33 protein-coding genes are annotated in these 26,751 nt (G+C 50.2%); 4 read left to right on the plus strand and 29 right to left on the minus strand.

The window, feature by feature from the left end; translation table 11 throughout:
* The first annotated feature begins 324 nt into the window (after positions 1-324).
* Complete coding sequence (locus ACED46_RS17775; RefSeq protein WP_371722041.1) at positions 325-804, plus strand: hypothetical protein; 480 nt, start codon at positions 325-327, stop codon at positions 802-804.
* Positions 805-1,096: 292 nt separating this feature from the next.
* Here ACED46_RS17775 and ACED46_RS17780 read toward each other — a convergent pair whose 3' ends face one another.
* Both ACED46_RS17780 and ACED46_RS17785 read right to left on the minus strand, forming a co-directional pair.
* The gene (locus ACED46_RS17780) at positions 1,097-1,441 is read right to left on the minus strand and encodes a hypothetical protein (protein ID WP_371722042.1); all 345 of its coding nucleotides are present in this window, start codon (positions 1,439-1,441) and stop codon (positions 1,097-1,099) included.
* A 69-nt stretch (positions 1,442-1,510) separates the two neighbouring features.
* Entirely contained in the window at positions 1,511-1,684 is a 174-nt protein-coding gene (locus ACED46_RS17785) for a hypothetical protein (protein ID WP_371722043.1), read from the minus strand.
* Positions 1,685-1,880: 196 nt separating this feature from the next.
* Between ACED46_RS17785 and ACED46_RS17790 the strand changes: the two genes are divergently transcribed.
* A complete protein-coding gene (locus ACED46_RS17790) occupies positions 1,881-2,138 on the plus strand; it encodes a hypothetical protein (protein WP_371722044.1) in 258 nt (85 codons plus the stop codon).
* Between the two features lie 33 nt (positions 2,139-2,171).
* On the opposite strand, the gene ACED46_RS17795 is transcribed toward ACED46_RS17790, so the two are convergent.
* From ACED46_RS17795 to ACED46_RS17895, 21 genes are all read right to left on the minus strand, one after another.
* A complete protein-coding gene (locus ACED46_RS17795) occupies positions 2,172-3,767 on the minus strand; it encodes a conjugal transfer protein TraG N-terminal domain-containing protein (protein WP_371722045.1) in 1,596 nt (531 codons plus the stop codon).
* Complete coding sequence (locus tag ACED46_RS17800; RefSeq protein ID WP_102425263.1) at positions 3,761-4,045, minus strand: hypothetical protein; 285 nt, start codon at positions 4,043-4,045, stop codon at positions 3,761-3,763. The genes ACED46_RS17795 and ACED46_RS17800 overlap by 7 nt, the downstream gene beginning before the upstream one ends.
* Positions 4,046-4,048: 3 nt before the next feature.
* Positions 4,049-5,356: an integrating conjugative element protein gene (locus ACED46_RS17805; protein WP_371722046.1), complete on the minus strand. Its 1,308-nt coding sequence runs from the start codon at positions 5,354-5,356 to the stop codon at positions 4,049-4,051.
* Positions 5,356-6,312, minus strand: coding sequence for a TIGR03756 family integrating conjugative element protein (locus ACED46_RS17810; RefSeq protein WP_371722047.1), 957 nt, complete (start codon positions 6,310-6,312; stop codon positions 5,356-5,358). Before ACED46_RS17810 ends, ACED46_RS17805 begins: the two co-directional genes overlap by 1 nt.
* A 1-nt stretch (position 6,313) precedes the next feature.
* Entirely contained in the window at positions 6,314-9,040 is a 2,727-nt protein-coding gene (locus ACED46_RS17815) for a conjugative transfer ATPase (protein ID WP_371722048.1), read from the minus strand.
* Positions 9,040-9,456 carry a TIGR03751 family conjugal transfer lipoprotein gene (locus ACED46_RS17820; protein ID WP_371722049.1) on the minus strand — a complete coding sequence of 139 codons (417 nt, stop codon included), beginning with the start codon at positions 9,454-9,456 and terminating at the stop codon, positions 9,040-9,042. Before ACED46_RS17820 ends, ACED46_RS17815 begins: the two co-directional genes overlap by 1 nt.
* A complete protein-coding gene (locus ACED46_RS17825) occupies positions 9,443-10,903 on the minus strand; it encodes a TIGR03752 family integrating conjugative element protein (protein WP_371722050.1) in 1,461 nt (486 codons plus the stop codon). The genes ACED46_RS17820 and ACED46_RS17825 overlap by 14 nt, the downstream gene beginning before the upstream one ends.
* A 2-nt stretch (positions 10,904-10,905) precedes the next feature.
* Positions 10,906-11,778 carry a TIGR03749 family integrating conjugative element protein gene (locus tag ACED46_RS17830; protein WP_371722051.1) on the minus strand — a complete coding sequence of 291 codons (873 nt, stop codon included), beginning with the start codon at positions 11,776-11,778 and terminating at the stop codon, positions 10,906-10,908.
* Positions 11,775-12,431: a PFL_4703 family integrating conjugative element protein gene (locus tag ACED46_RS17835; RefSeq protein ID WP_019825420.1), complete on the minus strand. Its 657-nt coding sequence runs from the start codon at positions 12,429-12,431 to the stop codon at positions 11,775-11,777. Before ACED46_RS17835 ends, ACED46_RS17830 begins: the two co-directional genes overlap by 4 nt.
* Positions 12,432-12,443: 12 nt before the next feature.
* Entirely contained in the window at positions 12,444-12,776 is a 333-nt protein-coding gene (locus ACED46_RS17840; protein ID WP_102558345.1) for a DUF3487 family protein, read from the minus strand.
* Positions 12,776-13,120, minus strand: coding sequence for a TIGR03745 family integrating conjugative element membrane protein (locus ACED46_RS17845; RefSeq protein WP_102420864.1), 345 nt, complete (start codon positions 13,118-13,120; stop codon positions 12,776-12,778). The genes ACED46_RS17840 and ACED46_RS17845 overlap by 1 nt, the downstream gene beginning before the upstream one ends.
* Positions 13,117-13,359: a TIGR03758 family integrating conjugative element protein gene (locus tag ACED46_RS17850; RefSeq protein WP_055318460.1), complete on the minus strand. Its 243-nt coding sequence runs from the start codon at positions 13,357-13,359 to the stop codon at positions 13,117-13,119. Before ACED46_RS17850 ends, ACED46_RS17845 begins: the two co-directional genes overlap by 4 nt.
* Entirely contained in the window at positions 13,352-13,654 is a 303-nt protein-coding gene (locus ACED46_RS17855) for an RAQPRD family integrative conjugative element protein (protein WP_102300518.1), read from the minus strand. Before ACED46_RS17855 ends, ACED46_RS17850 begins: the two co-directional genes overlap by 8 nt.
* 163 nt (positions 13,655-13,817) lie before the next feature.
* Positions 13,818-14,465, minus strand: a complete 648-nt coding sequence (locus ACED46_RS17860) for a DUF4400 domain-containing protein (protein WP_371722054.1) — start codon at positions 14,463-14,465, stop codon at positions 13,818-13,820.
* A 15-nt stretch (positions 14,466-14,480) separates the two neighbouring features.
* Positions 14,481-16,640: a type IV conjugative transfer system coupling protein TraD gene (gene traD / locus ACED46_RS17865; RefSeq protein WP_371722055.1), complete on the minus strand. Its 2,160-nt coding sequence runs from the start codon at positions 16,638-16,640 to the stop codon at positions 14,481-14,483.
* On the minus strand, positions 16,637-16,831 hold the full coding sequence (locus ACED46_RS17870; protein WP_017108829.1) for a hypothetical protein: 195 nt from the start codon (positions 16,829-16,831) through the stop codon (positions 16,637-16,639). The genes traD and ACED46_RS17870 overlap by 4 nt, the downstream gene beginning before the upstream one ends.
* Positions 16,821-17,009, minus strand: coding sequence for a hypothetical protein (locus ACED46_RS17875; protein ID WP_017108830.1), 189 nt, complete (start codon positions 17,007-17,009; stop codon positions 16,821-16,823). The genes ACED46_RS17870 and ACED46_RS17875 overlap by 11 nt, the downstream gene beginning before the upstream one ends.
* Positions 17,010-17,042: 33 nt before the next feature.
* Entirely contained in the window at positions 17,043-17,435 is a 393-nt protein-coding gene (locus ACED46_RS17880) for an integrating conjugative element protein (RefSeq protein ID WP_017108831.1), read from the minus strand.
* On the minus strand, positions 17,432-17,950 hold the full coding sequence (locus tag ACED46_RS17885) for a hypothetical protein (RefSeq protein WP_371722057.1): 519 nt from the start codon (positions 17,948-17,950) through the stop codon (positions 17,432-17,434). The genes ACED46_RS17880 and ACED46_RS17885 overlap by 4 nt, the downstream gene beginning before the upstream one ends.
* Positions 17,926-18,627: a TIGR03759 family integrating conjugative element protein gene (locus tag ACED46_RS17890; RefSeq protein ID WP_371722058.1), complete on the minus strand. Its 702-nt coding sequence runs from the start codon at positions 18,625-18,627 to the stop codon at positions 17,926-17,928. Before ACED46_RS17890 ends, ACED46_RS17885 begins: the two co-directional genes overlap by 25 nt.
* 2 nt (positions 18,628-18,629) lie before the next feature.
* Positions 18,630-19,298, minus strand: coding sequence for a hypothetical protein (locus ACED46_RS17895; RefSeq protein ID WP_371722059.1), 669 nt, complete (start codon positions 19,296-19,298; stop codon positions 18,630-18,632).
* Between the two features lie 218 nt (positions 19,299-19,516).
* Here ACED46_RS17895 and ACED46_RS17900 point away from each other — a divergent pair, with 218 nt between their 5' ends.
* On the plus strand, positions 19,517-20,098 hold the full coding sequence (locus tag ACED46_RS17900) for a DUF2913 family protein (RefSeq protein WP_371722060.1): 582 nt from the start codon (positions 19,517-19,519) through the stop codon (positions 20,096-20,098).
* 403 nt (positions 20,099-20,501) lie between these two features.
* Here ACED46_RS17900 and ACED46_RS17905 read toward each other — a convergent pair whose 3' ends face one another.
* From ACED46_RS17905 to ACED46_RS17930, 6 genes are all read right to left on the minus strand, one after another.
* On the minus strand, positions 20,502-21,056 hold the full coding sequence (locus tag ACED46_RS17905; RefSeq protein ID WP_371722061.1) for a hypothetical protein: 555 nt from the start codon (positions 21,054-21,056) through the stop codon (positions 20,502-20,504).
* Between the two features lie 1,087 nt (positions 21,057-22,143).
* Complete coding sequence (locus tag ACED46_RS17910) at positions 22,144-23,184, minus strand: trypsin-like serine protease (protein WP_371722062.1); 1,041 nt, start codon at positions 23,182-23,184, stop codon at positions 22,144-22,146.
* 184 nt (positions 23,185-23,368) lie between these two features.
* Entirely contained in the window at positions 23,369-23,743 is a 375-nt protein-coding gene (locus ACED46_RS17915; protein ID WP_371722063.1) for a hypothetical protein, read from the minus strand.
* Between the two features lie 28 nt (positions 23,744-23,771).
* The gene (locus ACED46_RS17920; protein ID WP_371722064.1) at positions 23,772-24,398 is read right to left on the minus strand and encodes a hypothetical protein; all 627 of its coding nucleotides are present in this window, start codon (positions 24,396-24,398) and stop codon (positions 23,772-23,774) included.
* Between the two features lie 305 nt (positions 24,399-24,703).
* Complete coding sequence (locus ACED46_RS17925) at positions 24,704-25,108, minus strand: hypothetical protein (protein ID WP_371722065.1); 405 nt, start codon at positions 25,106-25,108, stop codon at positions 24,704-24,706.
* On the minus strand, positions 25,105-26,058 hold the full coding sequence (locus tag ACED46_RS17930) for a hypothetical protein (protein ID WP_371722067.1): 954 nt from the start codon (positions 26,056-26,058) through the stop codon (positions 25,105-25,107). The genes ACED46_RS17925 and ACED46_RS17930 overlap by 4 nt, the downstream gene beginning before the upstream one ends.
* A gap of 300 nt (positions 26,059-26,358) precedes the next feature.
* Here ACED46_RS17930 and ACED46_RS17935 point away from each other — a divergent pair.
* The coding region (locus ACED46_RS17935) for a recombinase family protein (protein ID WP_371722069.1) at positions 26,359-26,751 on the plus strand (393 nt) is incomplete at its 3' end.

Here is a 26,751-nt window from a genome sequence, read left to right on the forward strand (position 1 = left end):
TTTTCTAATCCAAATTTAGCACGTTAGAATCCATACTCTAACGTGCTTTTGTCCAGAAATCATTTAGAATAAATACCCTAGATTTTACGGCCACCAAGTCATGCTGTGATTATGATTCCTTGCTTTCCCATCCTGAATTTATTGCGAAAGCTGGCATGTTACGTATAAGGAAGAGTGATTTTCATTATGGTAAATGCCTTTATTATCAATAGGTTTTTATCATTTGTGCTTGTCATTATACGACGCATATCATAAAAAACATGGTCAAGCACAAGATGGGGTGTGGCAAGATGGTTTTATCGTAACTCCCTGATTTGAGGCGTGATGAGTCAACACAATGATGTCCAGTTAAGGCGTCGTATTGAGCGTATTCTAGAGCGCCATCCTAACGCCTCGTCGTTGGCGGTTCGCCAGCGTTTGATAGTCGATGTCAAACCTGCTCACTTTTATCTCCACTTAATCCCTTTCTATGACCAGGACCGCATCGATGACAGTTCTGATATACAGCGTGATCTTGATAGAATGATGGCTATGCATCTAGGGTTGAGTGTCATAGCGAGAACGCTGTCAACAAAGCCCTATAATTATCGTCAGATAGAGCGGGCGTTACTTAAGTTGACGTTAAATTTTGCTCACACAGAACAAGCCCGGCTTTGTAAAATCGTGCATTTTGGCCATGATATGGCGAAAGATGAGCATCATAAGTCTAAGATGGTCATGCACTTGCAAAAGCTTGGACACCGCTTACCCGACATTTTTCTGATCTTACGACAAAAAACCAGAGTTGAAATTATCGACCGTTAATCTTTGAATTATCAGTCAGCTGCACAGTATTTGCGAGCGTCTCAGCAATGTCGCGATATCAATGATATTGGTGCTTGTGAAGTGTTCATTGGATTTTGCACAATGACTTGTGCGGCTTTTCGGGCTGTGGGTTAAAGTGAGCGCATTGAGTACAGCTATAGGGACGTACAAGGATGTGAGAAGCCGCCTATAACAATATTATGTTGGTGTATGCCTACCTGCAGAATGCAAGACAACTATTTTTGAGACTCACGAAACACGACGAATAAGGCAATAACAGACCCCTCGATATTCATTCGTAACTTGCCATTTTCCTTGTCGTGCCTGTGAAGCTGTCTGATACTTCGATGCGCTTCATTTCGATGTTCATGGTTGGTTCGAGTTTTTTAAGGCGCGCTATGTCACTGGCGATGCGCTTACAGCCTAAAAACAGAATGCCATCGAGTGGTGTTATGACCTCTCCAGCCTTGAGGCAATCAACGAGAGACGTTGCAGACAGTGGTGTTTTTATCCCATCAACGTAGCGGGTTGCCACAAACTCATTCGTATAGCGGATCTCTCTTGGTAGCATTTGTTCGCTTTTGGCGTAAATCATCCCGCTTTGTTTACCATTAATGACGCGATGTTCTTTATACACTCGGGTTTCTTCACCGATGATGGCCATGGCTTGTGGTGCACGAGTGATAAGTAAGCGAAAAGGCAGATCTTAACTTGTGATGTAATCGACAAGGTTAAATGCTAATCTTGCTCTCGCGACCTCTCCGAGTGGTTTGTCACGACAGATTTGTCGAACCTGATTCCACTGACTGGTCAGTCGAGCGCTTTCTTTATCGCTTCTAACTTTAACTTGCTGAATGTCATAGTGAATTGTCTTTGCCATGGTTGACTTAGCCTTCCGTTTTTTTCGTCGAATTCCAACTTAACATTATGTTTTTATAACACATTAAAACAGTTATCCACAAAAATTGGGCGTAACCTGTGTGAAAATCAGTCAAGCTTAATATTCGATTTGCAACCGCCTGCATAAAGGCGTAATCTGATGGTAATTTAACCGTATTGAGTCAAAAGAGGCCGAAATGTTAGCATTCCTGAAAAAATGGCGTCAGGCATACCGAGAAGAAAAAGGTGATCGTCTACATGCTGAGGTAGAAGCTGAGCGTAATGCTATATCTCAAGCGGAAGCTATAAGTGTTAATGATGTAAATAGAGCTTTCTCAGAGCTAGGCCAAGGTGACCGATTGAAACGATTTGCTGCTAATTTTTGTGAGGCGGCATCGGAAGCAATGGAAGAAAGCTTAGAAGAAGATGTTAGAGGCAGAAAGCGTTACTATTAAAATAGTAACGCTTGGTATTTATCTAGCGTAAAACTAACCTTTAAACTGTTTACTTAAAGTACCACTTATTGTTTTTGAACCCTCTTGCGTTACTTTGTGAACTCGATCCATAGCACTATCCATCGACACCCCATTCACGCGATAACTGGCGTAACCTAATACCCCAAACCATATCGCGGGCACTACCACGTAAAAAGTGATCATCACAAACGCTAATATCGAATCATCCATGCTGTTGATCGTGCCGGTTATCGGATTAAAGTTGTCATGCATGGAATACACCGCCTCCAACAGCTTACTGTCCAGACTTCGACACAACTCCCACCAAAACGTCAAGAACAACAACCCTGTATAAGAGAGTGACAACGACATCAGCGTCATCATCGAATAGTTGCTGACCGTTAAGACAATCGGACTCGCAATCACCACTACAATGAGCAGCAAAGACTGCAGCATCGGCATCGCTTCTCGCACAATGAAGTAAGCGGGACCGGTGAAGATATGACCAATTTGTAATCCTGCCCAGCCAGCCGCGCTATTCCATACTTCTCTGACTTGGTGATCGAGGGACTTATCAAGCACCTGGCCATAGCCACGAACAATGCGACCACTGGTCGATTGATTTTCAACACTCAACACGCGCTGAACCAGCATGTTCGCCTTATCGGCCGGTGTGACTTCAGAACCCATGATTTTTGAGAAGAAGCCACCATAGTCCAACACGTCATGAATCAATTCAGGGTTGGTGTCTTCAATGTGATTGAACAAGCGCCACAACAAGCCGGCGCGTTGGCCATCACTGCGACCGCCTTGAGTACTGTCCCACCATTCATCACACATTGGGTACGCCGCACTGGTATCAATCGCTGTGCGGCGATACTTCTGTTGCACCGGATCGTCTCGCTCTGCGTTGTAAGGGAAGTTGAACACAATCTTTTCAGCTTGTAAGCCATTATAGGTGGTTTCTGGCGCGGCCAGATTATAGCCAAGGAAATAAGAGCCTCCAATCCAATTGGCGTTATCAAAGTCGTTTTGAGTGACTCGCTCTTTACGCGCGGCCGCCTTCATCATTAGACGCGCTCGCGTATAACACTGCTCGTAGAAGTCTTGGGTCTCTTGTCTGAGCTGTTCGCTCTTAATATCGATTTGAGAGAGTTTCAACATGCTGCGCTCGACATCGTAGTGACACGGCACCGAGGAGACCGCCGCGTTGGTCAGTCCTTGCGAAATACTGTGCCAGAGCACCCACCATATCGGTGCATGAACCAATTCCCCATTTAACGAGCTTTGGTCACTGTGGGTTGCGCCGCTGCTGATACCCACGCCGCACGATTCACTGGCATTTTGGTCCATGACGAGCGTGTTGACGTTAACCGGGTACAAGGGTATCACTGCAAAAAAGCACACTAATCCGGCCAACATCAGTTTGACCTCGGTGCGGTTCATGCTCAGTAGGCCTTTGTTGCCCTCGTCTTCGCCCTCTTGAGCGACATCAAACCACACTTGGAACACAATGACGGCCAACATAAAGACAATCAGTCCGGTTTGATTCAATATCATGAAGATTTTGCCGGAGATTTGCCAGCTGGTCAGCGTCAGTAAGACGGAAAGCGGATCGTTGACTACCATGAGAAGGCTCCTAAATCGACGTATTGGGTGAGTAAGATGAGTTCGTTGAGCATGAGGGCAAGCGCGATACCAAAGGCGTAGCGCTTAGCGCGCCACAGCGCGAGGCCGTAGATGACTATGCGCAGTGCGACCATATACCAGGCGTATGCGCTGCTTGATAGCGTGTCCCCGTCCAGTGAAAAAGCCAGTGCGCTGGCGACGAGCAAGCACAAAAGCAGTGTGATGACGTGGCGACTTCGGCGCCACCGGTTTTGAGGTCGGGCTGTTGAGGTGTTCATATATTATTCTCCATCCTTGTCATAAGAGTTGTCATATCGGTCTTTGTCTAAAAAGACCGAGTCGGATTTGGGTGTTTGCGGGATAACTTGTGGTCTTTGGTAGCGGTAGTCATCCACCACCGCTTGGGCGGTGCGGGTGCCTATTTGTTGTCTGACCTCGGCTTCGTAGCGCAGCATGTCAATCTCGCGCTCAAGGCGAGCAATTGAGTTGTCGATGTCTTTTTGCGCCGTGGCGTGCTGAGCAATATTGACTTCGTACTTGCCCGTGAGCAGCGCGCGGCGGGCGTACAGGGCTTTTTCAATCGCTTGAGAGAGTGCGAGCTCACTGGCAATGCGCGATACGGTGTTGTTGTCCACTTCTCGCTCGGTGAGCGCTTCAATCAAGGTTTTAGGAAAGTGTTCGGTCTCTTTGTTCTCTGCGATGGCGCCTCGAAGTTCACTTTCCAGCGAGGTGCTCACCTCTGTGACTTCTTGAGACAGGCCAATCCCTGGCGTGGCCTCGGTTCGGCTTTTGTCCATGCCGGTTTGTACCGACTGGCTACCAATCACTTGAGACACCCACTCACTCATTGTCTCTTCACTGTCCCAATAGCGATAAAGGCCTTGGTGGCTTTCTTTTTGCGATTCATCAGACAATAAGGTGAAGCCGGCGCGCGTCGCATCCGTGGTGGCGTTGATGGCCGGTTGGTTGCGACCGCCGTATTTGGCGCCGCCCACCCAGGTCACCCCAGAATCGCCCATATCGTCTTGCACTTCTTGTTTGGCTCTGACGGCGTCGCCACTTTTTACGGCGTTGGTCCACGCCTGGGCGCGGGCAAGTGTGGCGTAAGCCTTATCGGTGTTCATTTCGCCCATGGTATCGACCATGGCCTCACACGAACTGCTGGCGTCATCAAAATCGAATTTGCCTTGCAGTACGCCGTTGGTCATCAAATCGTAAAGCCCAGGGTCTTTTTTCTGCAGGTAGTAGCCTGGCAGGCTCAGTACCGCCGAGGTGGCATTGGTGAGCATATCGCCCATCATGTCCTGAAAGCCTTCCGTGACACCGTTGAGCTGATTTTCAACAGTGACCGATGGGTCTAACATCCCGCACTGCAGGTTCATGTCCCAACCGACGCCAAGGGCGGTGGGGCTGATGCGCTCTTGTCTGGCGGGCAGTGCGATGACCGGCCCGCCGCCTAAGGTGTAGTGAAGAACGCTGTCGTTGTCTGCTTTAAGGTTCACGTTCGTGCCTATCGAACTGTGCGCGCTTGCGCTCATCAATAGGGGGAGCAGTAATGCCGCTTTGAGCGGCCAAGTCTTGGTCATCATTATTCTCCAAAGTGGGCAATCAGCGTGCTACCACGACGCTGGCAGCCTTTGTATAGGCGCCACGCCGCCCAGACGTACTGGTCGTCTGAGGCGATGTGCGGCGCGTAAGGGTCGTAAGGCGTGAAGCTGTCATCGAACTGTGGCCAAACAGACGCATCGGTTTGCGCTATCGGCGACAGCATTTGCCAAGCGGTCTCTTCGTTATTGGGTTTAACGGGACCCGGTGGCCAAAAGCCTGGGTGCGGCGTTGGAACGAAAGGTTGATACACACGGCCTTCGCCCATTCGGGTCACCACATGCAGCGCGCGAAAGGCGGTCAGCGCAGCGGCTTTAAACGAATGGCGCTGCAAGACAAAGCCGCCACGCGGATAGACATCCCCAAAATTACTGAGCGTATCGGTCAGTGGGTTCCACGTTTGAGTGGACAGCATGTCTGGCAGGTTGTAGCGCCAACCGAGCGGATCAAGGCTTGATAAATAATGCGGCATGAGCGGCATCGCTTGACTTGAGAGTGAGTAACCAAAACTTGCGAGCAGTGAGAAAACCGTCTGCCCGCCTGGGTGGCCGATGACGTCGCTGTTGTAAAAACGCATCGAGGTGTTATCTAGGCCTTGCACGCTGCGACGCGCGCTGTGGCCGCCGTTCTCTGAATAGGCATTGTCTGGCGACATCCAAGCGGTGTCTTGCCAAGGCGCCTCACCGGTTTCGGGGTAGCTCATCACCACAAAATCGGGCAAACGGTGTTTGACTTTAATTGAGGTGTCGGTGGAGCATCCCGCCGGGGTGCAGGTCATCCACACGCACGCCCCAATCACTTCGTAATCCAGGCACTCCGGGCAGGCTGCGCTGGCGATGACCTCGGCGGTGGTGACCTCCTGACTCATGGCAGAGGCCGCGCACAGTCCTCCACCCAAAAAGAATAGGTGCAAGGCGCGCCTGAGCAAGGTGAGGTTCATCTTATTCCTCTCCCAGATAGTCAAGGCGGGCTTGTTCGATGTCTTTGGCCTTGATCAGCGCCGCATCGAGTTCACTGATGCCGTGCAAGTCCATAAGGGTTTGGCGTTTTCTTTTCGCTGGACCATCGGTTTCGCCCAGCGCCAGGTAGAGCGCAGGCGGCACAATGCAAAAGCGCTGCATTAAGGTGTTGTCCATGCCGGTGATGACGCCTTCTTTGTACTTGTGCTTTTCCGATTGCATCGAGCGAATGAGGTTTTTCTCCGCCTCGGAGAGCTTTTTAAACGATTCAAGGTGACGGAGTTCATCTTCTGGCATGTTGAGCATCACCCACCACTCAGCGTTGTTGAGCATCTTGCGTGCAATGGCCGGAAAATCGGCCAAATCTTGGGTTGCCAGCCAAAACCACGCGCTGAGTTTTCGCCACATCTTGACGATTTTGACGGCGTAAGGCGCGAGTAGCTCATTGGTGACAATCAGGTGCGCTTCATCGGTCAGGGTGACAATGTCACGCCCTGAGTATTGGTCACGCTCAGCAATCCCGTTGATGCGGTTAATCAAAGAGATGTACGCGGCGGCCATTTGCGCTTCATACCCGGTTTTGGCGTAGAGGCCTAGGTCAATGATGGTCACATCCGCTTCGGGCCAGTGCTCGGCTTCTTGGTTGAAGATTTGCCCTTCTAGACCATCGCAGAAAAAGGCCATCGCTTCGCTCATTAGGCGTGCGCGTGCTTGGCGGGGCTCAGGTCTATTCGGGTCTTGACTAAAACGCTCTAGCGCGTCTTTGATGTGCTCTGGGCGCACTTGCTCGCCCGTGGGATGGCAATGCTCTGCGGCTTCTTTAATTGCATCACGCACCATCGACGAGTCGGCGCGGCGATAATCGTCCATCTCGCGCTGCTCACCCCCGGTGATCATCAGCCGTGCCATGATTTCCAGCTCGCCTAAGATGTCCCGCGCTTCATCGTCTGGCGAATCGCTGTCATTAAGATGTTCAATGTCCAACGCTTTCTCGTCACTGACGTGAGGCACGGCTTGGCCGACCAAGTGTTTGGCATCGGCAAACGGCGCCATAAGGCCTTTAGAATGAGCGCTCACCTGAACGCGGTTGACCGATAGCCCCAAACGTTCACAGTACTGTCCCAGCAACCCAAAACTGTTGCCAGCTTCGATGATGAACAGCCTTGGGCGATGAATCGCCAGCAGGCGTAAACACATGCCCACTAAGGTCGCGGATTTGCCTGAGCCAGAGGGCCCAAATAGATTGAGGTGCGCATTAGAGAGTTGGTCTCTCAGCGGATCGACGCCGAAGAGCTCTCCGCCTCGGTTGAAAAATTGGAAAGCTTCACTACCGGTGCCGGTTGCGCGGCCAAACAAAGGAGAGAGCGAGAGCATGTCTTCCAGCCACACCCAGCCGCAGTACCACAGTTTGTCGTCGTGCTCAGGATGGTAGTTCATCGGCAGCCAGCGAAGGTAACTGTCCAGTGGGGACTCTTGGTCGCTGTTTTTGACAAAGCGCAGCGACAGATCGCGATTGTTGAATATTGCGCGCAGCGACTCTGTGCGGCCTTCTATTTCACTGACGCTCTCCCCTTGCACGTAGAACGCCAGTTGACCGCGCCACAGTGGATGCTTTTCAACTAGGGTGGTAAAGCTGTCGCAGGTATCTCGAATGACTTCTAATTCCGTTTCTTCCCCCACCGCCGCTTCTCGAACGGTGCGAAGGCGCGCTCTGGCCTGCGCCTTACTTTGCGCGACTAAGGTCATGGCCATCATGGTGCCGGTGGGCAACTCATCGAACAGGACGTGTTGTGGGCGCTTTTCGCCTTTGTCGATGGCCTCATCCCCTATGACCTCCCCAAATACGGCCCCCGCTAAAAAGGATTCATTATCCCAAGTGTCGAGCTCCATCACGCGCGTGGCGATGGGTTTTTCCCCCTCAAACCACCATAAGCCGTTTTCAACGTCTGAGCGCACCCCGCTTCTTAGCAGTCGCTCGGAGAAATCTTGGTCAATAAAGCTGCGCGGCGGGCGATAACGCAGGGTTTCGCCCGCAATGCCAGAGGGATTAAAAAAGGGACTGAGCCAAGCGTGAATGCTTTCGCCTGAGCTGGCCTTGATGCCGATGCCTAAATCTTTGAATGTACTCGGAGATAACAGGCGGCGCCTTAGACTCTTTAAGGTACGAAGGTTGGTTTTTTGCAGCGTTTCACTGGCGTCTTCGGGGAGCCATCGATAAATAGCGAGACGAACTTGACGCTCGCGGGCGCGCCAGGGGCGACCATCCACCGCAAAGATACCTTGCTCTCGCCCTATCAGTTCGAAATGGCGGCGGTCTTCATCGAGCACCGCACGGGTGAATTCATCATCGACGCGCGCACGGTTGAGTAACGTCTCGTGCGCATCGTCAAATCGGTCGACATCACGGGCAAACAACTGCACCACCCATGGATTGTCTTCGTCAATCAAGGCGGTGAGGGTGTGGGCGACACTTGAGACCACCCGCTCAAGCTGCGCTTGTGTTTTGTCTTCCGTAACCAGCGGCGTAATGTCAAAAAACAGACTCATCGAACGACCGTCTTCCAGTTGCACCAGACCTTTATCGCTGATTTCAATCCAAGGCAGTTTGGCCGCAAACGACGGTGGCACGCTGTAATCGATGGCTGGGGCTTCCAACTCTTTGCCTTCGGTAAAAAAGTGGGTGATGGCATGACGCATTTTTTTCAACATTACCAACGCTCCTTGGGCAGATTAGCCGGACTGTCCTGGGGCGCGGCGTAATGCACGCGCTCATACAAGGGAAAGACGGTGCTGTATCCAGGCACCGGCAGTGCGCCCGATTGATGCGGCAGAACATAGAGCACCACATCGGGATTGGGTAGCCTTGGAAAAACGTTGGTCGCTTCACGCCAGCTGTCTCGGGTGTAGTCGCTTTGGCGCTGCGCCAAAGTGGTCATATCGAGCGGCATACGCAGCTCGCCTTGCGTTTGGCTAAGCGAATCAGCATTGGCTCCGCCGCCCGACATTTGGTTTTGCCACACTTGCTCGGAGTTGGTTTGAGGGTTCGGTAAAGTGTCGTCTTGCGACGTTGAGCAGCCCAGTAATCCGAGCAGGCTCAATGCGCTGATAAGGTTACGGTAATTCATACGTCGCTCCTTGGGTTTGAGTGTTGTAACGCACGCGAACAGGGATAGCGGGGGCGCGCAGTGTCACGGGTTTTCGAAGGTGAATGCTGGCTTTGGTGCCAGGTGGGGTGTACACCACATCAAAGCTTGAGCCCATGCGCGCCTCAATAAACTCTGAAACGGTGCCTGTGAACGCTGCAGCAGACTCAGCGGCGGCGTTTTTCGCCGCATTGCCCGTCAAGGCTGAGGTGCTGGTTGAGCCATCGACCGAAATGGTCTGTTGTGAAATGGCCACCGCATTGGCCGCGGCCGAAGCCGCGTCAAGCAATCCTTTGGTGGTGAGGTATTCCGGGGCGTTCGAAATGCGCTCCCCGGTTAAGCACGGGTTGCCGTTGGGGTCGGCCAAAAAACCTAGGTCAGTAGTTTTAATTGATGAACCGTCAAACCCCGAATCTACCGTCTCAAGTTCTTCTGGGTAAGAGAGTATCGAGCCATCGGCGCGAATAAAATCGATGGATTCGACTACGCCGCGCACACAAGACAGGCTCCAGTCGCCGGTGACCGTGCCCGTCACGATGGCCCCTTGGACATCCGGCAGGGTAAACCCACTGGCCATCAGGTTTTTACGCCCTAGAATCATCGAAAACGGGTAAGGGTCTGTGACCTGGCCGTTCAAGGGAATGCGCCCCATCAGCGCGGTCATGCTGACCGCATCAGCCAGCATCGTGCCACGGTGTAGGGTGTACACTGGCATTCCGTCTTGTTGATTGGCATCAAATCGGCCCGTCTGGCTGGTAAACACATCGTCCGCCGAGCTCAAGGCGTTTTTGACCGCTTGGGTGGCAGGGGTTACCCAGTTGCCCTCTTTGTCTTGAGTCGCATCCAGCGGCTCGGTCCAAACCCAGTCGTCTTGAGTGGCCCCCTTACCTGATGGGTGATAGTCGCCCGGCGCCGTGCCCACGGCCAGTCCCTGGCGCCTTGAATCAATGCCAAGGTCGTCATAAGAGACATCTATCACCTCACGCACTGGCGCTTGACGCACCTTGAGGTGGTCTCGGCTTTGACTGACTTTCTCTTCAATGGTGCTTAACGACGAATTGAGCCTTTGGGCAAGCTGACTTAATTGGGTTTCAAGGGCTTTCACTTGTTCATTGTTTTGGGCTTGCTGATGTTCAACCTGAAGCTGCGTTTGCTTTAACGCGTCCGAGAGGGCTTTCTTTTCGGCTTCACTTTTAGAATACGCGGCATTGAGCGTTCGAATGGTATCGGATGGGCTGTCATCAAACGCCTGCAGCACTTGCGCTTGGGTTTGTGACGTCGTCACGCTGACCGGGGTAATGTCTTCGGCGGGCTCAACGTTGGCTTCAATGTCTGACGGCTTTAAGACTGCGATGACCAACACCGCGATAAAGCCGGTCGCGCCGATAAGCGCCGCCAGTCGTATGACGGGGTTTCCTTTATTTAACATCGCTACTCCCCTCCATGGTTAGGTAAATGGCTAGGTAAACGACTAGGCAGAAGGTATCCTGCCAGGGGCCCTGGCGTGACAATAAAGGCCGTCGCTTGGGCGGTGGGTGAGCCTGCGTTCCCGATTTCAGGATGGGAAAAACTCACCGCGCAGCGCAGTGCAAAGCAGCGAGGACTGAGAGTAACGAGTCTGGGGTCGAGGGTTTCACGCTTTGACGCCTTATTGGTTAGGCTCACGGCCGTCACCACCTGCTCGCCCAATTGCCAAGCCGCAATGGGCTTGGCATTCACTCGCCACTGACTGAACGCGCTTAGGCTGATATCACGAGGCAGTCCCATCGGCGCTCGCATCACGCCAGATAAAGGCTCAATGGCGTGCGATGGACTGTAGAGATTTTGCATGGCATAGCGCACCAACAAGGCTTGAGGCGCCATCTTCAAAGGTGAACGGCTTGACTCGTTTGCAGCGTTACTTAAGTTATTACCCTCTTCCTTGTCACCCGGTAAAACAATGTCAATCTGCGGCGGGGTAACCACGCCCGCTTTGGCGCTGACATCGAGCATCAAGCGCAATCCATCACTCAGGCGCATCACTTGAAGGCGAGTGGTATCAAAAGGCTCAGTAGCCGTGAGGTAAAGCCGCCCTGCCAGTGAGGTAACCGACAGATAAGGCGTTAAGTGCGCCGGTTGCGCGACACGCACATCACTGCCCAACGTTAAAATGGTCTCTTGCCCTGGCGTAAGCACCACTTGCAGCGGGACGCCCTGCCACTCCATAGCGCGAGGCGTACCGGCATGAGCATGAAGGTGAGTCATCAGACTCAGCAGCAATGTCAGCCACAGTCCCCCACTTCTTTTCATCATTGTTCGCATCATTGCTCTGTCTCCTGCGCTTCATTGAATTGAATTTCTCTCGCTGGGCCATCAAAACAATCAATGGCGAGCTTCCAAGGGTTGCGCTCGGCGTCAATGTCGTAACGCACAATGCGCAGTGGCCAGCGGATGAAGTTATGTTTGACTAAGGTGCCATCCACGTACTCCTTGAGCTCTAAATCGGCTTGCACTGTCCAGCTGTCACGGCTGTGCGTGGTGACGCGCCAATCTGAAAAGCCGTAACCGGGAATAGGCGCTAGACTGCGTTCGCGTCCCGACAACTCGCCTGTGCGGCGCTTGTTTTGAAAGTCTTGCGTTAAGACCTTTTTGCAGCTGGGCGTCAGGTAATCGGTGTAACGATGCAGGTTCTCGCTGTATTGCTGATTGCCATCGCTGGGCCATCGGTTAATCAGTCCAAATAGATTGACGGCAAAGTCATACACATTGGGCTTAGGCACTTCCCACCACGGGCGTGAGGAGCCTGAGCTTAAATCGGGCGGTGTATGCACCGTGATGTCTTGCCCTGCTTGATACCAGCCCCAAGTGGTAACCAGCGCAAGAGTGCTCATCATGGCGAGCGCGCCGCGTAGCGACCGGATGTGACTGTCTCGCCCGGCCAGTGAGGCGCGAAATCGACTTTTCGGTGGTTGACTCATGTTTTCTCCTTATCAGCCGATGCGTTTGCAGGCAAAGCGGCGCGCCTCAACGTGATAGCGCTCTGGGTGAAACCAGCGTTCAAAGCGTTTGCTGGCGTAATGTTGGCAATGGTGAGTTTTGATGCGGCTGAGCTTTCGCATGAGGCTCTTGGGCAGTGCAAAGGCGCCGAGCGCCCCGAGCAGCAAGGCGGTAAACAGAATGAGAGGCGCGCCAAACACCCAGTACAGCGCCAACCCCAGCAATCCCGTGAGGCTCATGCACACCAGGACCAGCAGCCCCATCTCGCCCATCGACAGACCTTTATAAAACGGCGGCATGACGTTCAAGGTTGAAGCGCTGTGCATTACACGCCCTCCAAAATATCAAGGCCGTAGTTGAGTCCCCATACCGACAACAGCAAAAGTACCGCGCCAATCACGCCGTCACTGAGCAGGTCTTTTTTGGTCGCTTGTTTCTCTTTGATTTTGCTGAATACATCCCAGATGTGACCCAGGAAATAGACAAAGCAGAAGGCAATGAAAATGCCGCCCCCGTAAAGCAAGATGTCGTAGGCATAGGCGTAAATGAGCTCTAAGATGTTGTCACTGCCGCCTTGAGACGGGGTATTGTTGGTGGGGATGTCCGCCATCGCGCTCAGGCTGTGCAGCCCAGTGACGACAAAAAGAAAAAATGCTCGAAGTTGGATCATGTTGCGACTCCGTAATATAAAAACCATTGAAGGATGAGAAAGATAAACACGGCGCGAAAGACCAAGCGGCGAAACACCTCTTTGGTCACTTTTTTGTTTTTCATGCCGCGAAAGCCGCTCCAGAATACCCACAGCATCCAGAGCATCAGCATGGCGCTGGTGAGTCCGGCCAACACCAATGCCAGCGTATTGGCCTCAAATCCGGCGCCATGCTCAAAGGCTAAAAGGGGATCATTCATGAGGCGCCTGCGAAAGGTAGTCGCCGCCCAGTGGGGTGACTGGCTTTGGCGCGCTGCGCTCAGGGCGTAAATACGCATCAATGCCCGCTTGAAGGGTGCGGATATCAAGGCGCAGCGCATCGTAATCAAACTGACGCGCGGCGCGATAATCGGCTTCGCGCTCAGCGCGCGTGATGAGGTAGTCGAGGGTGTTCAGCTGCGAAGACACTAAAGCCAGCTCTCGCTGCTCGGTATCGACGTCGGCATACAGGTTAGGACTGAGCACGCTCAGACAGAATAAAAGTGGCCATTTCACGGTGTTGACTCCTAATTAGAAAGACGTCAACACGCTAGCAAAAAGGCAATGGAAAATACTCGATAGAAATACATTGGTGGATGTATTTTTAACGAGTATTAATTTCTGAAATTGTGATATAATTTCAAAAGGATTTATTCAGGCGTCAGTCTGGGGTAAATCTTTAGAGGTACTTCTTATAGCTCGCCACACTGGTGCGAACCAGTAACCCTGTCATGCCTGCTGCAGGCAACAACACTAAGGTCGGAGATAGGGGCCAAATCCCAGGAATGAACAGCCATAAGTAACCGGCCCCGATCATGGTCATAGAGACGGCTCGGCGCGCGTAGTAATGAGTGGTTTCGGTTTCACGCCCGACAAAGGCGGTGCGTCGCTGACGAGAGATCAGCCCATCGAATGCCCCAAGAAAGCTGGCCAGTAAGAACAAAGGCCAACTTAAAAAAAGCAGCGCGACGCGAACAAACAGCGCGAGGGTGACATACACCACGCCGTGCCAATACACGTTCGCAAAAGCCAATGTCCCATCAAACTCAATACTGAGCAGTGTCTCGATGCGTTGACTCAGTGCATTCACTAATCCCATCACCTTAGCCGCCAGATGCGGCTGATCGCTTTGCAGCAAGATGATGTGCTCAACCAATACGGTTTTGGCGTGTTGCCCTGTTACTTGTCCCCAAAAAGGCGCGAACCATTCGATCAGTATTAATAGTACCCATATCCAGAAAAGATGCCCCAGAGCCACAAAAGGTAGGCCATACCAAGGCGTCGGCTCTTCTCGCTTTACGGGTGGGTTTGGTGTTTTTTCTGCCACAAGGCCTCCTGGATTTTATTGCACTTCATGAATAGGCGACTTTGATTCATCTTCATCGAGCCCAAGGTAGGCATTATTCATCCAGCTGTTGAACTGCTCGGTGTCGTGCAGCCAGTCGTGCGTACTTTTGACCGATTGACTTTTTTGGAGCATCCCATCGACTAAGGCTTGGATATCCTCTGGCAGTTCGAGGTCGCCTTCATTACCCGGCAATGGAAAGCGAAGCTTCCAAATCTTGGCGCCTTCGAGTTCGGCGTAGGCTTGGCCAATAGGTAGGTTGGTGATGTCGTTATCGCTGACCAGCAGCACCTCTTTATTTTGCAGGGTGTCTTTATTGCTTGAATGAAAGCCGGTCTGACTGCCCGGTGCATCACTGGCGCCCGTATCGGGCACGATGTCTTTGATGGTGACGGTCGCCATGCGGGAGGTGAGGATTTGCGCGGTCTTTTGCTCGCGAACCCGAAGGCATATCAAGCTGTTGAAGTTACCTTTGGTTTGCGCCGCTTTTGCGGGCGAGCCTAAGCGCGCTTCAATATCGGATTCGGTTTGCGTGTAGGCGGTGACGACAAATTTAGCGCCGCGTGCTTTGTTGAGGATAGGAATGAACTCATCGCCAATCAGCTCATTAAATTCATCGGCGTGTATCATGATGTTGCGCGGCTTGACCTTGGCAAAGCCCGGCGCGTTACCAAACTTATAAATCTCCCCCGCCAGAGAGCACAGGTCAGCAAACATGGAGTTACCGAACGCTGCTGCCACCGTGGTATCAGAAAGCGCATCCAACCCTACGTACACCACGCCCCCTTGCATGATGACCTCGCGCCAATCGATGATGGGCCGCTCATCGGCGGGCGTATGTACCGGTGAGATGATTTCAGCGGTCTTACCCGTACCGAGCTTTTCAAGCAAGGGCAGTAAGGAGGCCACAATTTTATCAAAATAGGTTTTGTCGTACTGGATGGCGCTTCGAAGTCCGGCCAATACATCGTCTGCAGCGGGGTGCGCGCCAAAATACATTTCAAGGGCGACCACGCGAGCGCTGCGCCCCTGCAGATGACGCGGGGTGTTTTTTTCGTTGACGTTACTCTCAAGCGCGGTCACCAACTCTGCGGCTTTTGGGTGATAAGACGGCAGCTTTTTCACGCAGTAGTCAACATACAGCTCATCAATGGCGGTCACATAACGTTGAATAGCGGCCATATCGGGCTTTTTGCCGAGCGCGTCCAGCGCCCTTGCGATGATATTGACAAATCGCCACGCAAACTGTTTGAACGCGGCACTGTTGCCGCCGCCGTCGAGCTGGCCAGAAACGCGGGTCGCAACTTCCGTAATACGACCAAAGCGCCCTACCGGTGAGTAGCGTCCACTTTGGTCCGAATACCCTAAGTGCAAGATATAAAACTCATCGAGGCGCCCCGCTCGCAGGCACTCGATGTACATGCGAAGCAGCATGTCGGCGTCCCCTTTAGGGTCAAACATCAACACCACATCGCCACGGCGGATATCTTGCGTCACCAAGAGTTCAGCGAGGCGCGTTTTACCGCCCCCTGTGGTGCCAAGCACTAAGGTGTGCCCCGCTCTCGCGCTGCTTGGCAATAAACAATCGACCTCTTCATCAAGGCCGATGCCGTGCATTCGAGAGTCGCCCCCCACCGGGGGTAAAGGTTTCACCGGGTTGATGGCACTAAGAAAGGTGTTAATGATACCCCAGCCTTTACCAGCCCTGGCTATCACACGTTTCCCAGACCAAAAGCGCTCTATCCATTTTCCTTCGTACTTGGCTTCCATGGTGCGCGCAAAGCGATAAAGTTTAGACGGTGTGACGTAGCGCTCTGCCCAGATTTGACGTGTATCATAAAGGCGCTGAGCATGGCGAGGCAGGACTAGAAAGCCTTTCCCGAGAAAGAGTTTATTTTGATACACCGGCATGTCATCGGAGTTCATCGCCCAATAGGGCATACGAAGTAATCGCTTGCGATACCCGAGCACGGAGAGCCCTTGCTTAAGGCGAATCAGCGCGCACAAGCCAAGGCAAAAACCGAGCGGGTGCGCGAAAACAGGGGCCAGCATGAACACTTGCGGGGCGATGACCACCACGATAGCGGCCATGCTAAACATGGCCGCGCTCAGCAGCTCATCAGCAGGGCGAAGCAGACCTTCGGCGTAACCACTCATTGCAGGGTCTCATCGTCTAACGTCATCCCCCACTCTCGCTGCCAGGCGCAGCGCTCTTCGAGGATTTCAATGCGGCGCTTGACTTGATGCGCCGCTTTGGCTTTATCGCTTCTCTTTTTAGCGGGCGGCAGCTCAAGACTCTTTTGGGGTAAGCAGCGCTGTGCAAAAGGGTTGTCACTGTTAATGCTCATCATCGTCTCCTTGAGGTTTTAATAGCATCATTAAAGCGCGCTCAGGACTTACGTTGTGTGCCTGGCTTTGCTGGGCGAGCGCCAGAATCACCGGCGTCAGCGCCGCGCTTTCCAGAACTTGATGGGTGGTGTTAATCGCGCGTTGGATATCTGCGTAAGATAAAGCGTGCGTAGGCATAGGCTCTGTCCTCATTAAAAGTCGTGAATGTGATTATTGCTTGAGCTCACCGCGCTCGATGAGTACCGGGTAGTGGCGAAGGCCAAAAGCGGCGGCAAAGTCACGGCCTGCCACGGGGTAGAGCGTTAAGTTATAGCGCTTAAATCGCTGCCACCCCGCCTTCGTCTGCACATTGACGAGCATCCCCATGGCGCCAATGCTCGCTAGATAGTCCCGCTTAGCACTGAGCCAGTGATGGGATAAAGCGTCATCCCCAACGATAAACAAAGGCGTGCTCACGCTTTGTTTGAGCGTGCGTCGTTCCACCTTGCCAGGGGTTAACTGCGGCGTACTCACCGGCACCATGCCTTGCAATAAATCCGCGGCCGATAAGGCGTGACTACTGAGCAACAAGAGTAGAGTGATGAGTGTTAATCGGCGATTCATGACGAGGGACTCCATTGTTGTAAGTGACGGGCAAAGGTGGCTTCATAGCGCCGAGCCGGCTCGCCCCCACCGGGCCTGTGAAAATACCCGGCCGCTTTTACCCAACTGCCGTGTTTGAGCATGCCTTCGTTGAGTAAGACCGCGGCGTGATTGAGGTTCACCGTAGGGTCGAAGACCTCACACGGGCGGTTAAAGTGATCTTTTTGCCAGCGCCAGTTTTGCTGCGTGAGGCCAATATCCACCATCTGTGTGTATTTCAAAAAGCCATGCAGCGCCTGGCACGCTTCAGAGTATGTCGCGTAGAAATAGGATTGACCTTTGACATTGAGCGTCCAAGGCCAAGGGCGAACTGCGCCGCTTTGCAGTTGGGTTTTGCTTTCGCCGAGCGCCAATGAATATAGGACGCTCGCGGGAATGCCGTGCTGAGCGGCGACCTTCTGATACAGCGGCGGAATAGCCGCCTGAGCGCTGAAACACCACAGACTTATGATTAAGGCAACGCCACGACCGACCATTGGCCTTCCCCTTGCTCTGAAATGGCCACGGGCACAGGTTTGCCTTTAGCCAAGGTCATCCATAAGGCGCGCGTGTCGTGATTTAACGTTATCCACTGTTTCTCGACATCACCGTGGCGCACCCCGGCGACCGAGGCCCACGCTTGCAGCTCGGTGTTATTCCCCCCGAGCATATACACATCAACAGCCACGCCATGAGAGCGCCATTGCTTGAGCGCATCGACGCAGGTATCGCATCCCGCCCGCACAAACAGGGCGACGCGCTCTGGCAATCGTGGCCCTATCGGCTTCAAGTTAGGATAGAGCCGCGCCCACGCGGCGCGATACGCCACTTCCAGCGCCAACAAGCCATCGGTACGTTGTTTATCAAACGCGACCAAACGCTCAGCCAAACGCGCACGTTCAGTATCACTGCGCGCAAACTGAGCTAAGACTTCTAGGGGACTCGCTTCTTGCATGTCATAGGTGAGTGGGCTTTGCATTAATTGCTCATAGCGCGTCCAGTCCGCTTGACTTAACTGCCAATATTGAGCGTCTTGCGAGACGCTCAGCGAGCGGGATTGGTTACGTTCAATGTTGGTTTGTGAGGCCTGATTGCGCTCAAGCTCTGTTGCCCCTACCCAGAAAATTGGCAGTAAGGTGCACATTGCCCATAAAATGAAAACCTTCATCTTCATCCTTATCCCTCCCCGACCGTTAACGTTGTACTTTGGCCTTCGTAGAGCGTCTCGATATGTTGGTCATTAACGGCGGTGATTTTCCAACCGAGATAATGTTGACCTGCTTGAAGGGCGGATAACTCTGCCAGTGTGCTGGCACCAGGTTTACCGACTATCGCCAGTTGGGTATGGCCCCGCGTTTGCACATCAAATAAAACAAAAGGCGCCGTAATGGTCGGCGTCTTTACGGTGGGCTTAACCACAGGTTTGGTGCGCACGGGGGGCGCACGTTTTGTGGTGGATTGGCGAGAGAGGCGGTGGATTTTCGTCTCCAACGCATCCAGCTTTTTGCTGTCCAATCCTAACTCATCCAAGCGAACACCTTGATTGGATTGAATGTTGATGAGCTCGGTGATTTCACCCTGTTGCTCATCGATGCGCTGGGTTAACCCATCAAGCGCGAATTGCAATGAGTTCAGCGCCTCAATACGCGCTTGACGCTCCTTGTCGCGGCTTTCATTCATCGCCAACACCAAACTTTGATGCAGTGCGTCCAGTTGCGAGTCAAAGCTCTCCTGTTGAACCGGTGAGAAAACCTGTTGATAGGTGAACAGGCAAGCGGCGCTTAATATTAGGCTCCACAAGCTAAACAGTAGCCCTCTAAGTAACGTTTTGAGAGTGAATTTCACACCTCGCTCCTACGGTTGTCAGTGATGGGACGACCGTAGCAAAAACACCTTAGAAAAATCTCGATTAGAAATACATTGGTGGATGTATTTCTAACGAGTATTATTTTTTAAAATTATGCTATCATGGTTGGTTTTTTAATTTAAAGCGAACTACACCTAATTGATTTGGGCTCTTTTCTGGTAAACTCTTGCTTTAATTGAACAGATAAAATGACTGTATGAGCCGAAACCTGAAACACTATCAAGCCCTTGATGCACTCGCGACCCACGCGCTGCTTGCCCTCTATTGCACCATGAGCAAGCAAGGTGGGTTCTGGACAGTGAAAAGAAGAAATGAACGTCTCGTGAAATTCATCAAACCAAAAGTCAAACAGCCTCAGTTCTCAACGTGTAAACCTGAAATCAAAACCATGCTCAGCATTGGCCGCAGTCCAACTGGCAACTTAGAGCGCAAGCTTTGGGATGTGAACCGTCTGAATCTTGAGTACCAGGCTAAATTTTCACAAGCGGATGAACTCTACATCATGCTGAGTGGTCTATTTGAACAGCATCAATTCCCCTCGATGCTGGAAGACATAGAAAAAGACCTTGAAAGGGATACGCTCTATATGAAAGAGAAAGGCATTGAGAATGGGTTTGATGAAGACAATAACCAAATCAAGCCGCTGGCTATGACGGTGAAAACCGAACGGTTGAAAGCACTTATTGAAGCGGTGCAGGCCAATGGCATTTATCGCGTGGAAGTCGACCATGTGGATGAACATGAAGTGATTCATCTTTTGTTGCATCGAAAGGGGTAAGCGTTGTGGGTTGAGACCGACTAGGGCTTAGTTTTGCCTTGGGTGTATTGGTGCGGGACCAAATGTCCGTCTTTTACCTTAATCGAAAGCTTGTTCATTTTACAGCGAACTCCAAAAGCCGCGCAGTTAAGTAAATCCTCAAGGGATTGTGCTTTTTCAATACGTAATTTGGGGTTACGCATGAATCGTTTGAAATTGGCTTTGACTAGGCTAGGTTTGGTCGTGGGCATAAAGGTGAGGTTATTAACAGTGGATGGTGCACATAATAAACGAATCTATCTGATCATGCAGCTCCTGACCATTTTTAACAGGACTCTATGCCGTCCTACGGGCTGCGCCCTACCTGCACAGCAGTCAGAAAAGAAAATACTTCGCACTTCCTTTCCTAACCGCTCGATATTGTTTAATAACGCAAGGTAGAGCTCGACGACGAAACTTGAATGATTAACTCAACTTCAATCGCGGTAAGGATTTGTTCCATTAGTGTCTTTTTGATATCAACATACTCTGAGCGCTCTTTAGACAATTCAGCCATGATATTAGGCATGAATCCATCAACCAGTACGACCTTTCCTATCACGCCGAAGTTATCGTGTAAAAACATCAGGCAATGTCCACGATGATCATAGCTGACTCTAGCATTGACTCCATCGGGAAGGACATCCTTGGAGAGTTGAGGAAGTTGAGTGATAAAGGTGTTTTGTTGTCGGTTCCCCAACGATTCAAGCCCTTGAAGGTTCATTCCCGTACGACCGATAGAGCTGATCATGGCTTGGGGACCTAGATACTCCCCAGAGTCAATCTCAATCGTTCGCCTGTCCATCACATCCATCAGCAACTTAGCAATCTCATGAGCATCAGAGAAAAGGTTCTTTTTCTCTTCCAGAATGAAATGTCGGCCCAGCCCTGGCGATAGCATCACTTCAAAGTCACCATCCACCAATAGATTACCGTCCATGATGGTTTCCCCGCAACATTGGTCTTTATAGCGCAAGAGAGTTTCAGAGCAGGCGTGTACGATAGGTTTGAGTTTTAGCTCGGTCTCCGGGTATAAATCCTCCGCAATCGACTCATTCATGACAAAATTGATCCCTCTACGATGAAGAACAAACCGAAAAAGAAACAGGGAAATGTCATGACCAGCCAAGTTTTTCATATTGATATTACCTCTTTAGACGCCATCGACTCTAGGCAACGTTAAATGTATTCGACATTGCCTTGATAAATCGGAATGCATAAGAATAGTTTCACGCTGGATGTACTTGTAATAACACAATACCAGAAACGCTAGCGGTGAACGCCAATAAGAATGATAAGAAGCCTTGATACTCACAGGGAGTGGCTTCAATTGTTCAATGTTAAAGAGTGAGCCGTGCTTACTCAGTAGAGGTGACGTTAGTATTAATGATTGCCCACTGTATTTTGGGAGCAATTCAATCAATAGTTCGAGCTCTCGGTACGTATCTCTTGTAAAAGGATAGATCGCCGTTGAAAGGTGAACATGGTATTGGTTTTTCTTTAAGGACGGGGTTAGGTTGAGTAAGGTGAGATCATTCAAAGCGATCCTTACACTGTAACCAAAACCTATCCACGCAGTGAAAAGAAGAACACCGCCATTGAGGAATAAGGGGAGATGAAGCGGCATCAACCAGACCGTGACGACCATTAAAATGACGACACCTTTGATCCCCCTAATCAAATTTAGCTTTGCGGAAGGGGCATGAGAGAAGGTCAATAATCTATGTAGGAAAATGAAAAGTAAGAGTGTGTTGATAAAAAGTATCACAAGATTATCCCATAAGGTTCATTTTGACGGCAATAAGCCCCGCTTGTTGGGGCAAGATGAAGCCGACAATTGAACAAAGTGAAAGCGTCAGGCTTTTGCATCCCACCGCTGTCCTTCGCGGTACAACAAATACCCTCGATGATGCGTTTTTCTGAGTAGTCGTATGGCTTGACGGTAGGTGGTGCGTATCACGCGCCAATCATTACCATCGAGCATTTCCAATATAACAGGGTCGTTAATTTTGTAATCCATATCAGAGCTATCTCTTTCTTAAACGTCCAAAAACAGCTAATCCTAATAGAGATAAAAAGCCGAGAGAACCACCGCTGCCTGAAGAGCTTCCGCCCCCATTATCTACTTTCGGTTTATTGATGTGAATCACTTCTGAATCTGAGAGGTACAATTGACCTTCTTCTCCACTGCTCCCTTCAATCACATAGGTACATTGTTCAAAAGGGTTGATAAGTGCTTGAGTAACACACGTACTGCTTTCAGGAATCAGCGTGATGTTACCTTGAACATAGGCGGTATCGGTAATGCCATTTTGATGCAGAGATTGAACGGTGATGGTGGTGCGTCCGTTCACCTCTGCTAGGGTCGGATAATGCCATGCGTCAATGTTCCCAGTAATAAAGCCTTGTACAGCTTGAATGTCTGTACCGTAAGTTTCTCTAGTGAAATATTCATTACCATCAGGATCCCAATGTACCGTTGTATCACTTCCCTTATGAATCGCCATGATGTCATTAGCCTGATTAATCCACGCTGCGCCCGAGTCTCCACCGGTGGTGTGTGAGTCTTCCTCAACCACATCGGCGTACAGAGCAAAATGGTAATTATTGTTGTAATGACTGAATGTAAAATCTACAGCGTTGAGTGTCTCAATGGTGCCACCAAATCCGGCAATAGAAATAGGCTCATTTTCAACGCGGTCATCGATGTTTAAAAACTGAATCGCAGAATAATCAAGAGGAGTGTCTAGAGTCACAAGGCCAACATCTTCATCAGAAAATCCTCCATTTTCCACAAAGTTGGGGTGCATCAAAAACTGGCTAAATGAGACGGTGTCACCAGAAGCGGTAATGACGTTATCCAATCCATTACCATCTAAACAGTGCGCAGCGGTTAATACGTAACGACCAGCGACTAAAGTGGCCGTGCAGTTGCCATTGTTGGCGCTGCTTTCTAAACGCACCGCGTTATCTTGCGCTGTCCAGTCGACAGGTGTGCCATTGTCCACCGCCCAAACTGATGAACTTAATAGGGTCAAACTCAATAGTGATAATACGGGATGCTTCATGATGTATTCCTGAAAACCGTGATGTGGTTGATGATTTATTATACCAAAACAGACGCTGTGAAACGAGTTTATCTCACTGTTTTATCTATGATCATTAGTTCTATGAAATCGCTTTTTATGATCGAAAAGCATACTTTAATGAACTTAAAAAACGCTCGTCCTTGAGCGCCGTTTATCCGCTTAATTATTCACAATGATAGTAAGCTTCGTTGTCGTGACAGGTGGTGTTGTTTTGATTGCTCCCGTCGCAACTGTCGTAGGTTTGAACGCCATAAACGCCTTTCGGTGCACATTCATACCCGGTAGAGCTCCCCGATAACATAATAAATGAACTGGTGTTTGGGCGACTGCTCAATGGTTTCCAGCGACCAAAATCCCCATCATTCGCATCAGGATCAAATTCGCGGTCGCTCAAACCAAAATTATCCGGCGGATTGTGCACCGCTGCGTTGGCCTCTTCATAAGGCCGTGCCGACTCGAGCGCGTCTTCATAGGTCACTTTCGCTAATACGCCGGTGCTGAGACACAACAAAGGCAGTAAGAGTAAGACTTTTTTCATGGTTGTTTCCTTTTGGTTGAATCAATGCTTATTTGCATTGAGTAAAAGCGGTAATTTCACCAGAACTACTTTTGGTTAAATCACCGGTGATTAATGATTTGACTCGCACCTCCAAGCCGACGTCCCAATAGTCGCTCGTGGTGGTGATCAAATAGGGCTTTTGACTGCCGGTGAGCTCATAATCTGAAGCAATGTAGATATTGCCGATACTGAGCATAATGTCGGGAGTGGTACCCTCGGGGCAGGCGGGTTTGTACACCCGCTCGCCATGCTGGACGCTTACCACGTTCACCAATCCTTTACTGACGATTTTTTGCGTGCCGTCAGAGTTTAAAATCGTATAGTCCCTGGCGTTGGTAATGCCATACTCCCCGCCCACATCCCAATCGTCGCTGAGCGGCACACTGCCGTCATGCTGTAAGAAGGCGTCGTAAAGCTGAGAGAGTAACGGGTCGTACACCATCACGGTGATGTCTCCGTCCGGCTCTGCTTTGGCGTAAGGGATTTTAAGCAGCTCGGTGGCCCACTTAGCGCGGTGAATCGGTTGGATAGCCGTGCTTGATAAAGGAAACGTCAACTTCGCGTACGCAATGTCACGAGATTGTCCGTTTATCGTGACTGTGCGCTGCCCGGCTTCATACCCAAGGCGATCCACCGTCCAAGGGGCGGAATCGGGCCTCACGCATGACCTAGCGGCTTCGTCAGCGGGCGTACAGTTGATCCAAAATTGGGGTATTGCGCACATTTCCTCGAAAAGTTCATTCTACTATATCGGGGGTTGCAGTTATTTCAGAGATAAGCTGTTAATCCTTTATTTATAAAGGCTGACAGCTATGACCTATTTCCTTAGTCGTATTTCAATAAGGTCGTTTCGGATTTGTAGGGAGTAGCGCAAGCAGTGAGCTTGCGCTTATTGGAGGGGTTGATACGCACTAAACAAATTATGTTAATCGACAGACTCTAGAACTTCTCGCACAAGGAAAGATCAGATACATAGTCACGCATTAGGTTCTTTTTGTAGCCAATTTTAGGGGGGCATTCGATCATGTTGTTAGGTTTTATCACAACATTATAAATTGCAATATTAATAACTAGCCCAATAACCCCACCACCTATAAACATAATTCTCATGCTAATTTTAGGTAACTCTTTCTTTTTAGAAGAGAACAGTTCAAAAAATCGATTGTAAAAAAGAACTAATAGACCTCCAAAGCCGGCAAATAATATTGCCAATATATAACCAATAGGTTCATATAAGACAACTGAAGTTGACTTGAATAATGGCATAACAAGCTGCCAACAAAGCCAAGCATAAGCGCACAATAGTAAAGGCGCTGTTAAGCTCCAAATGATTTTATATCTCATTCAAAAGCCTCCAAAACCTTATTGATAAACTTAGATTCGAAATCGATGGTTTTGTCTAATACCCACACAGAAAAACTAGATACAACAAGTGTTACACCCGAATACACAGCAGTTGAAGCAATCACAGGGAAAAGTGCAGCAGCTCCTAAAGCTAGACCTGAAGCAATTAATATATTCATAAATATTTTAGCTTGATCAACGCCTAACTGTTTCAATGTGTACTCATCATTGAGCACATACTGTAAAACGTTAATGGCTGAACCAACCAATATTTCCATAGGTGCAGTGACTTTTACATAACGAGCCATACCTTTTACTGAATCAAGAGCACCTAAGCTAAGTTTGACCACTTGAGGGTTTGACGCCTTAAAGCGGTTACCCGCTAACAGCGTTTTCATGTGCTGTTTGTAGCCTTTCAATATCAGGTAATCGACTCCGTTATGTGTTTTTACGTAAGCAGTAACCCCCAAACCACCTAATTTTTTAGCGGTATCGAATGCATCGTAAGTGCCTTTCATTGCACTACCGATATTTTGAGTTTTATCGAGCGCATCAAAAAACTCTTTCCACTCTTCAGGGGCTAGAACCGTAGTTTCTACAACATCTTGCGTATATCGAACATGAATCTCTTTCTCTCCCTCTTTAGCGAGGAAATTGTAAGGAGGCCAATGCATGTTGCTAGAATTAACGTCAATGACATTTGGTTCAACAGTTTGGAGGGGAGCGGTCGGTTCACTCAGAACTAGAGGCGTTTTCAATCCTTGAGAGATTTGTCCTAACCCCGCATCTTGTCTATCTCGAAGAACCCTTTCACGATTCTCCTTCCATCGTTTCTCATCGCTCGCGGTATATCTCAGCTCTTCCTGACGCTCTCGGCGTTGACGAGCTGCTCGTTCTCTTGTGGTTTCTTGCCTTTCTTCTGGAGCTACAGGAGCGGATTCATATCTCATGGGAGTCTACTTTCATAATAAATAAAAATGAGCATACCAATAATTTCAGTGTTTATTATTTCTAGAAAGGTGTTTTGTTCAATTAACTGCTTGAAATGACATTTTGACTAGCCAAAGGCTCATAGTGAATGTTGATAAAATGACTTACTGATTTTATCAACCTGACTATCTGGAGTATACCCTATATTGACGTCAGGCGAGTTATAGAAAGTGTGTCAAAATAGGGTGTGTTTTCACAAACATTGACAACGAACTATAAACGTCTATAACCCTATCTTGACACTTTATGGGAGAAACGTAATGAAAGGACAGAAAATTGGATATATCCGGGTAAGCTCATTTGACCAGAACCCAGATCGTCAGCTTGACAGTATTGCCACAGACAGAACTTTTATCGATAAGGCATCGGGAAAGAATATCGATAGGCCTCAGCTCGAAGAAATGCTCCAGTTTGCGCGAGAAGGCGATACCATCATAATCCATAGCATGGATCGCCTTGCAAGAAATCTTGATGACCTTCGTACTCTCGTCAGAAACCTGACATCGAAGGGCGTCGATATCCAGTTCTGCAAAGAGAAACTTACATTTACTAATAATGATTCTCCGATGTCCCAGCTTTTGCTCTCAGTTATGGGGGTATTTGCGGAATTTGAGCGATCCCTTCTTAAGGAGCGGCAGAGAGAAGGGATAGAG

Source organism: Vibrio sp. 1S139 (assembly GCF_041439475.1).
Classification (GTDB): domain Bacteria; phylum Pseudomonadota; class Gammaproteobacteria; order Enterobacterales; family Vibrionaceae; genus Vibrio; species Vibrio crassostreae_C.

Excerpts from the sequence above, each read along its gene's own strand:
- ACED46_RS17775 (WP_371722041.1), top strand. The coding sequence starts at position 325 with ATGAGTCAACACAATGATGTCCAGTTAAGGCGTCGTATTGAGCGTATT.
- ACED46_RS17785 (WP_371722043.1), bottom strand. The coding sequence starts at position 1,684 with ATGGCAAAGACAATTCACTATGACATTCAGCAAGTTAAAGTTAGAAGC.
- ACED46_RS17790 (WP_371722044.1), top strand. The coding sequence starts at position 1,881 with ATGTTAGCATTCCTGAAAAAATGGCGTCAGGCATACCGAGAAGAAAAA.
- ACED46_RS17795 (WP_371722045.1), bottom strand. The coding sequence starts at position 3,767 with ATGGTAGTCAACGATCCGCTTTCCGTCTTACTGACGCTGACCAGCTGG.
- ACED46_RS17800 (WP_102425263.1), bottom strand. The coding sequence starts at position 4,045 with ATGAACACCTCAACAGCCCGACCTCAAAACCGGTGGCGCCGAAGTCGC.
- ACED46_RS17805 (WP_371722046.1), bottom strand. The coding sequence starts at position 5,356 with ATGATGACCAAGACTTGGCCGCTCAAAGCGGCATTACTGCTCCCCCTA.
- ACED46_RS17810 (WP_371722047.1), bottom strand. The coding sequence starts at position 6,312 with ATGAACCTCACCTTGCTCAGGCGCGCCTTGCACCTATTCTTTTTGGGT.
- ACED46_RS17815 (WP_371722048.1), bottom strand. The coding sequence starts at position 9,040 with ATGTTGAAAAAAATGCGTCATGCCATCACCCACTTTTTTACCGAAGGC.
- ACED46_RS17820 (WP_371722049.1), bottom strand. The coding sequence starts at position 9,456 with ATGAATTACCGTAACCTTATCAGCGCATTGAGCCTGCTCGGATTACTG.
- ACED46_RS17825 (WP_371722050.1), bottom strand. The coding sequence starts at position 10,903 with ATGTTAAATAAAGGAAACCCCGTCATACGACTGGCGGCGCTTATCGGC.
- ACED46_RS17830 (WP_371722051.1), bottom strand. The coding sequence starts at position 11,778 with ATGATGCGAACAATGATGAAAAGAAGTGGGGGACTGTGGCTGACATTG.
- ACED46_RS17835 (WP_019825420.1), bottom strand. The coding sequence starts at position 12,431 with ATGAGTCAACCACCGAAAAGTCGATTTCGCGCCTCACTGGCCGGGCGA.
- ACED46_RS17840 (WP_102558345.1), bottom strand. The coding sequence starts at position 12,776 with ATGCACAGCGCTTCAACCTTGAACGTCATGCCGCCGTTTTATAAAGGT.
- ACED46_RS17845 (WP_102420864.1), bottom strand. The coding sequence starts at position 13,120 with ATGATCCAACTTCGAGCATTTTTTCTTTTTGTCGTCACTGGGCTGCAC.
- ACED46_RS17850 (WP_055318460.1), bottom strand. The coding sequence starts at position 13,359 with ATGAATGATCCCCTTTTAGCCTTTGAGCATGGCGCCGGATTTGAGGCC.
- traD (WP_371722055.1), bottom strand. The coding sequence starts at position 16,640 with ATGAGTGGTTACGCCGAAGGTCTGCTTCGCCCTGCTGATGAGCTGCTG.
- ACED46_RS17870 (WP_017108829.1), bottom strand. The coding sequence starts at position 16,831 with ATGAGCATTAACAGTGACAACCCTTTTGCACAGCGCTGCTTACCCCAA.
- ACED46_RS17875 (WP_017108830.1), bottom strand. The coding sequence starts at position 17,009 with ATGCCTACGCACGCTTTATCTTACGCAGATATCCAACGCGCGATTAAC.
- ACED46_RS17880 (WP_017108831.1), bottom strand. The coding sequence starts at position 17,435 with ATGAATCGCCGATTAACACTCATCACTCTACTCTTGTTGCTCAGTAGT.
- ACED46_RS17885 (WP_371722057.1), bottom strand. The coding sequence starts at position 17,950 with ATGGTCGGTCGTGGCGTTGCCTTAATCATAAGTCTGTGGTGTTTCAGC.
- ACED46_RS17890 (WP_371722058.1), bottom strand. The coding sequence starts at position 18,627 with ATGAAGATGAAGGTTTTCATTTTATGGGCAATGTGCACCTTACTGCCA.
- ACED46_RS17900 (WP_371722060.1), top strand. The coding sequence starts at position 19,517 with ATGAGCCGAAACCTGAAACACTATCAAGCCCTTGATGCACTCGCGACC.
- ACED46_RS17905 (WP_371722061.1), bottom strand. The coding sequence starts at position 21,056 with ATGGACGGTAATCTATTGGTGGATGGTGACTTTGAAGTGATGCTATCG.
- ACED46_RS17910 (WP_371722062.1), bottom strand. The coding sequence starts at position 23,184 with ATGAAGCATCCCGTATTATCACTATTGAGTTTGACCCTATTAAGTTCA.
- ACED46_RS17915 (WP_371722063.1), bottom strand. The coding sequence starts at position 23,743 with ATGAAAAAAGTCTTACTCTTACTGCCTTTGTTGTGTCTCAGCACCGGC.
- ACED46_RS17925 (WP_371722065.1), bottom strand. The coding sequence starts at position 25,108 with ATGAGATATAAAATCATTTGGAGCTTAACAGCGCCTTTACTATTGTGC.
- ACED46_RS17930 (WP_371722067.1), bottom strand. The coding sequence starts at position 26,058 with ATGAGATATGAATCCGCTCCTGTAGCTCCAGAAGAAAGGCAAGAAACC.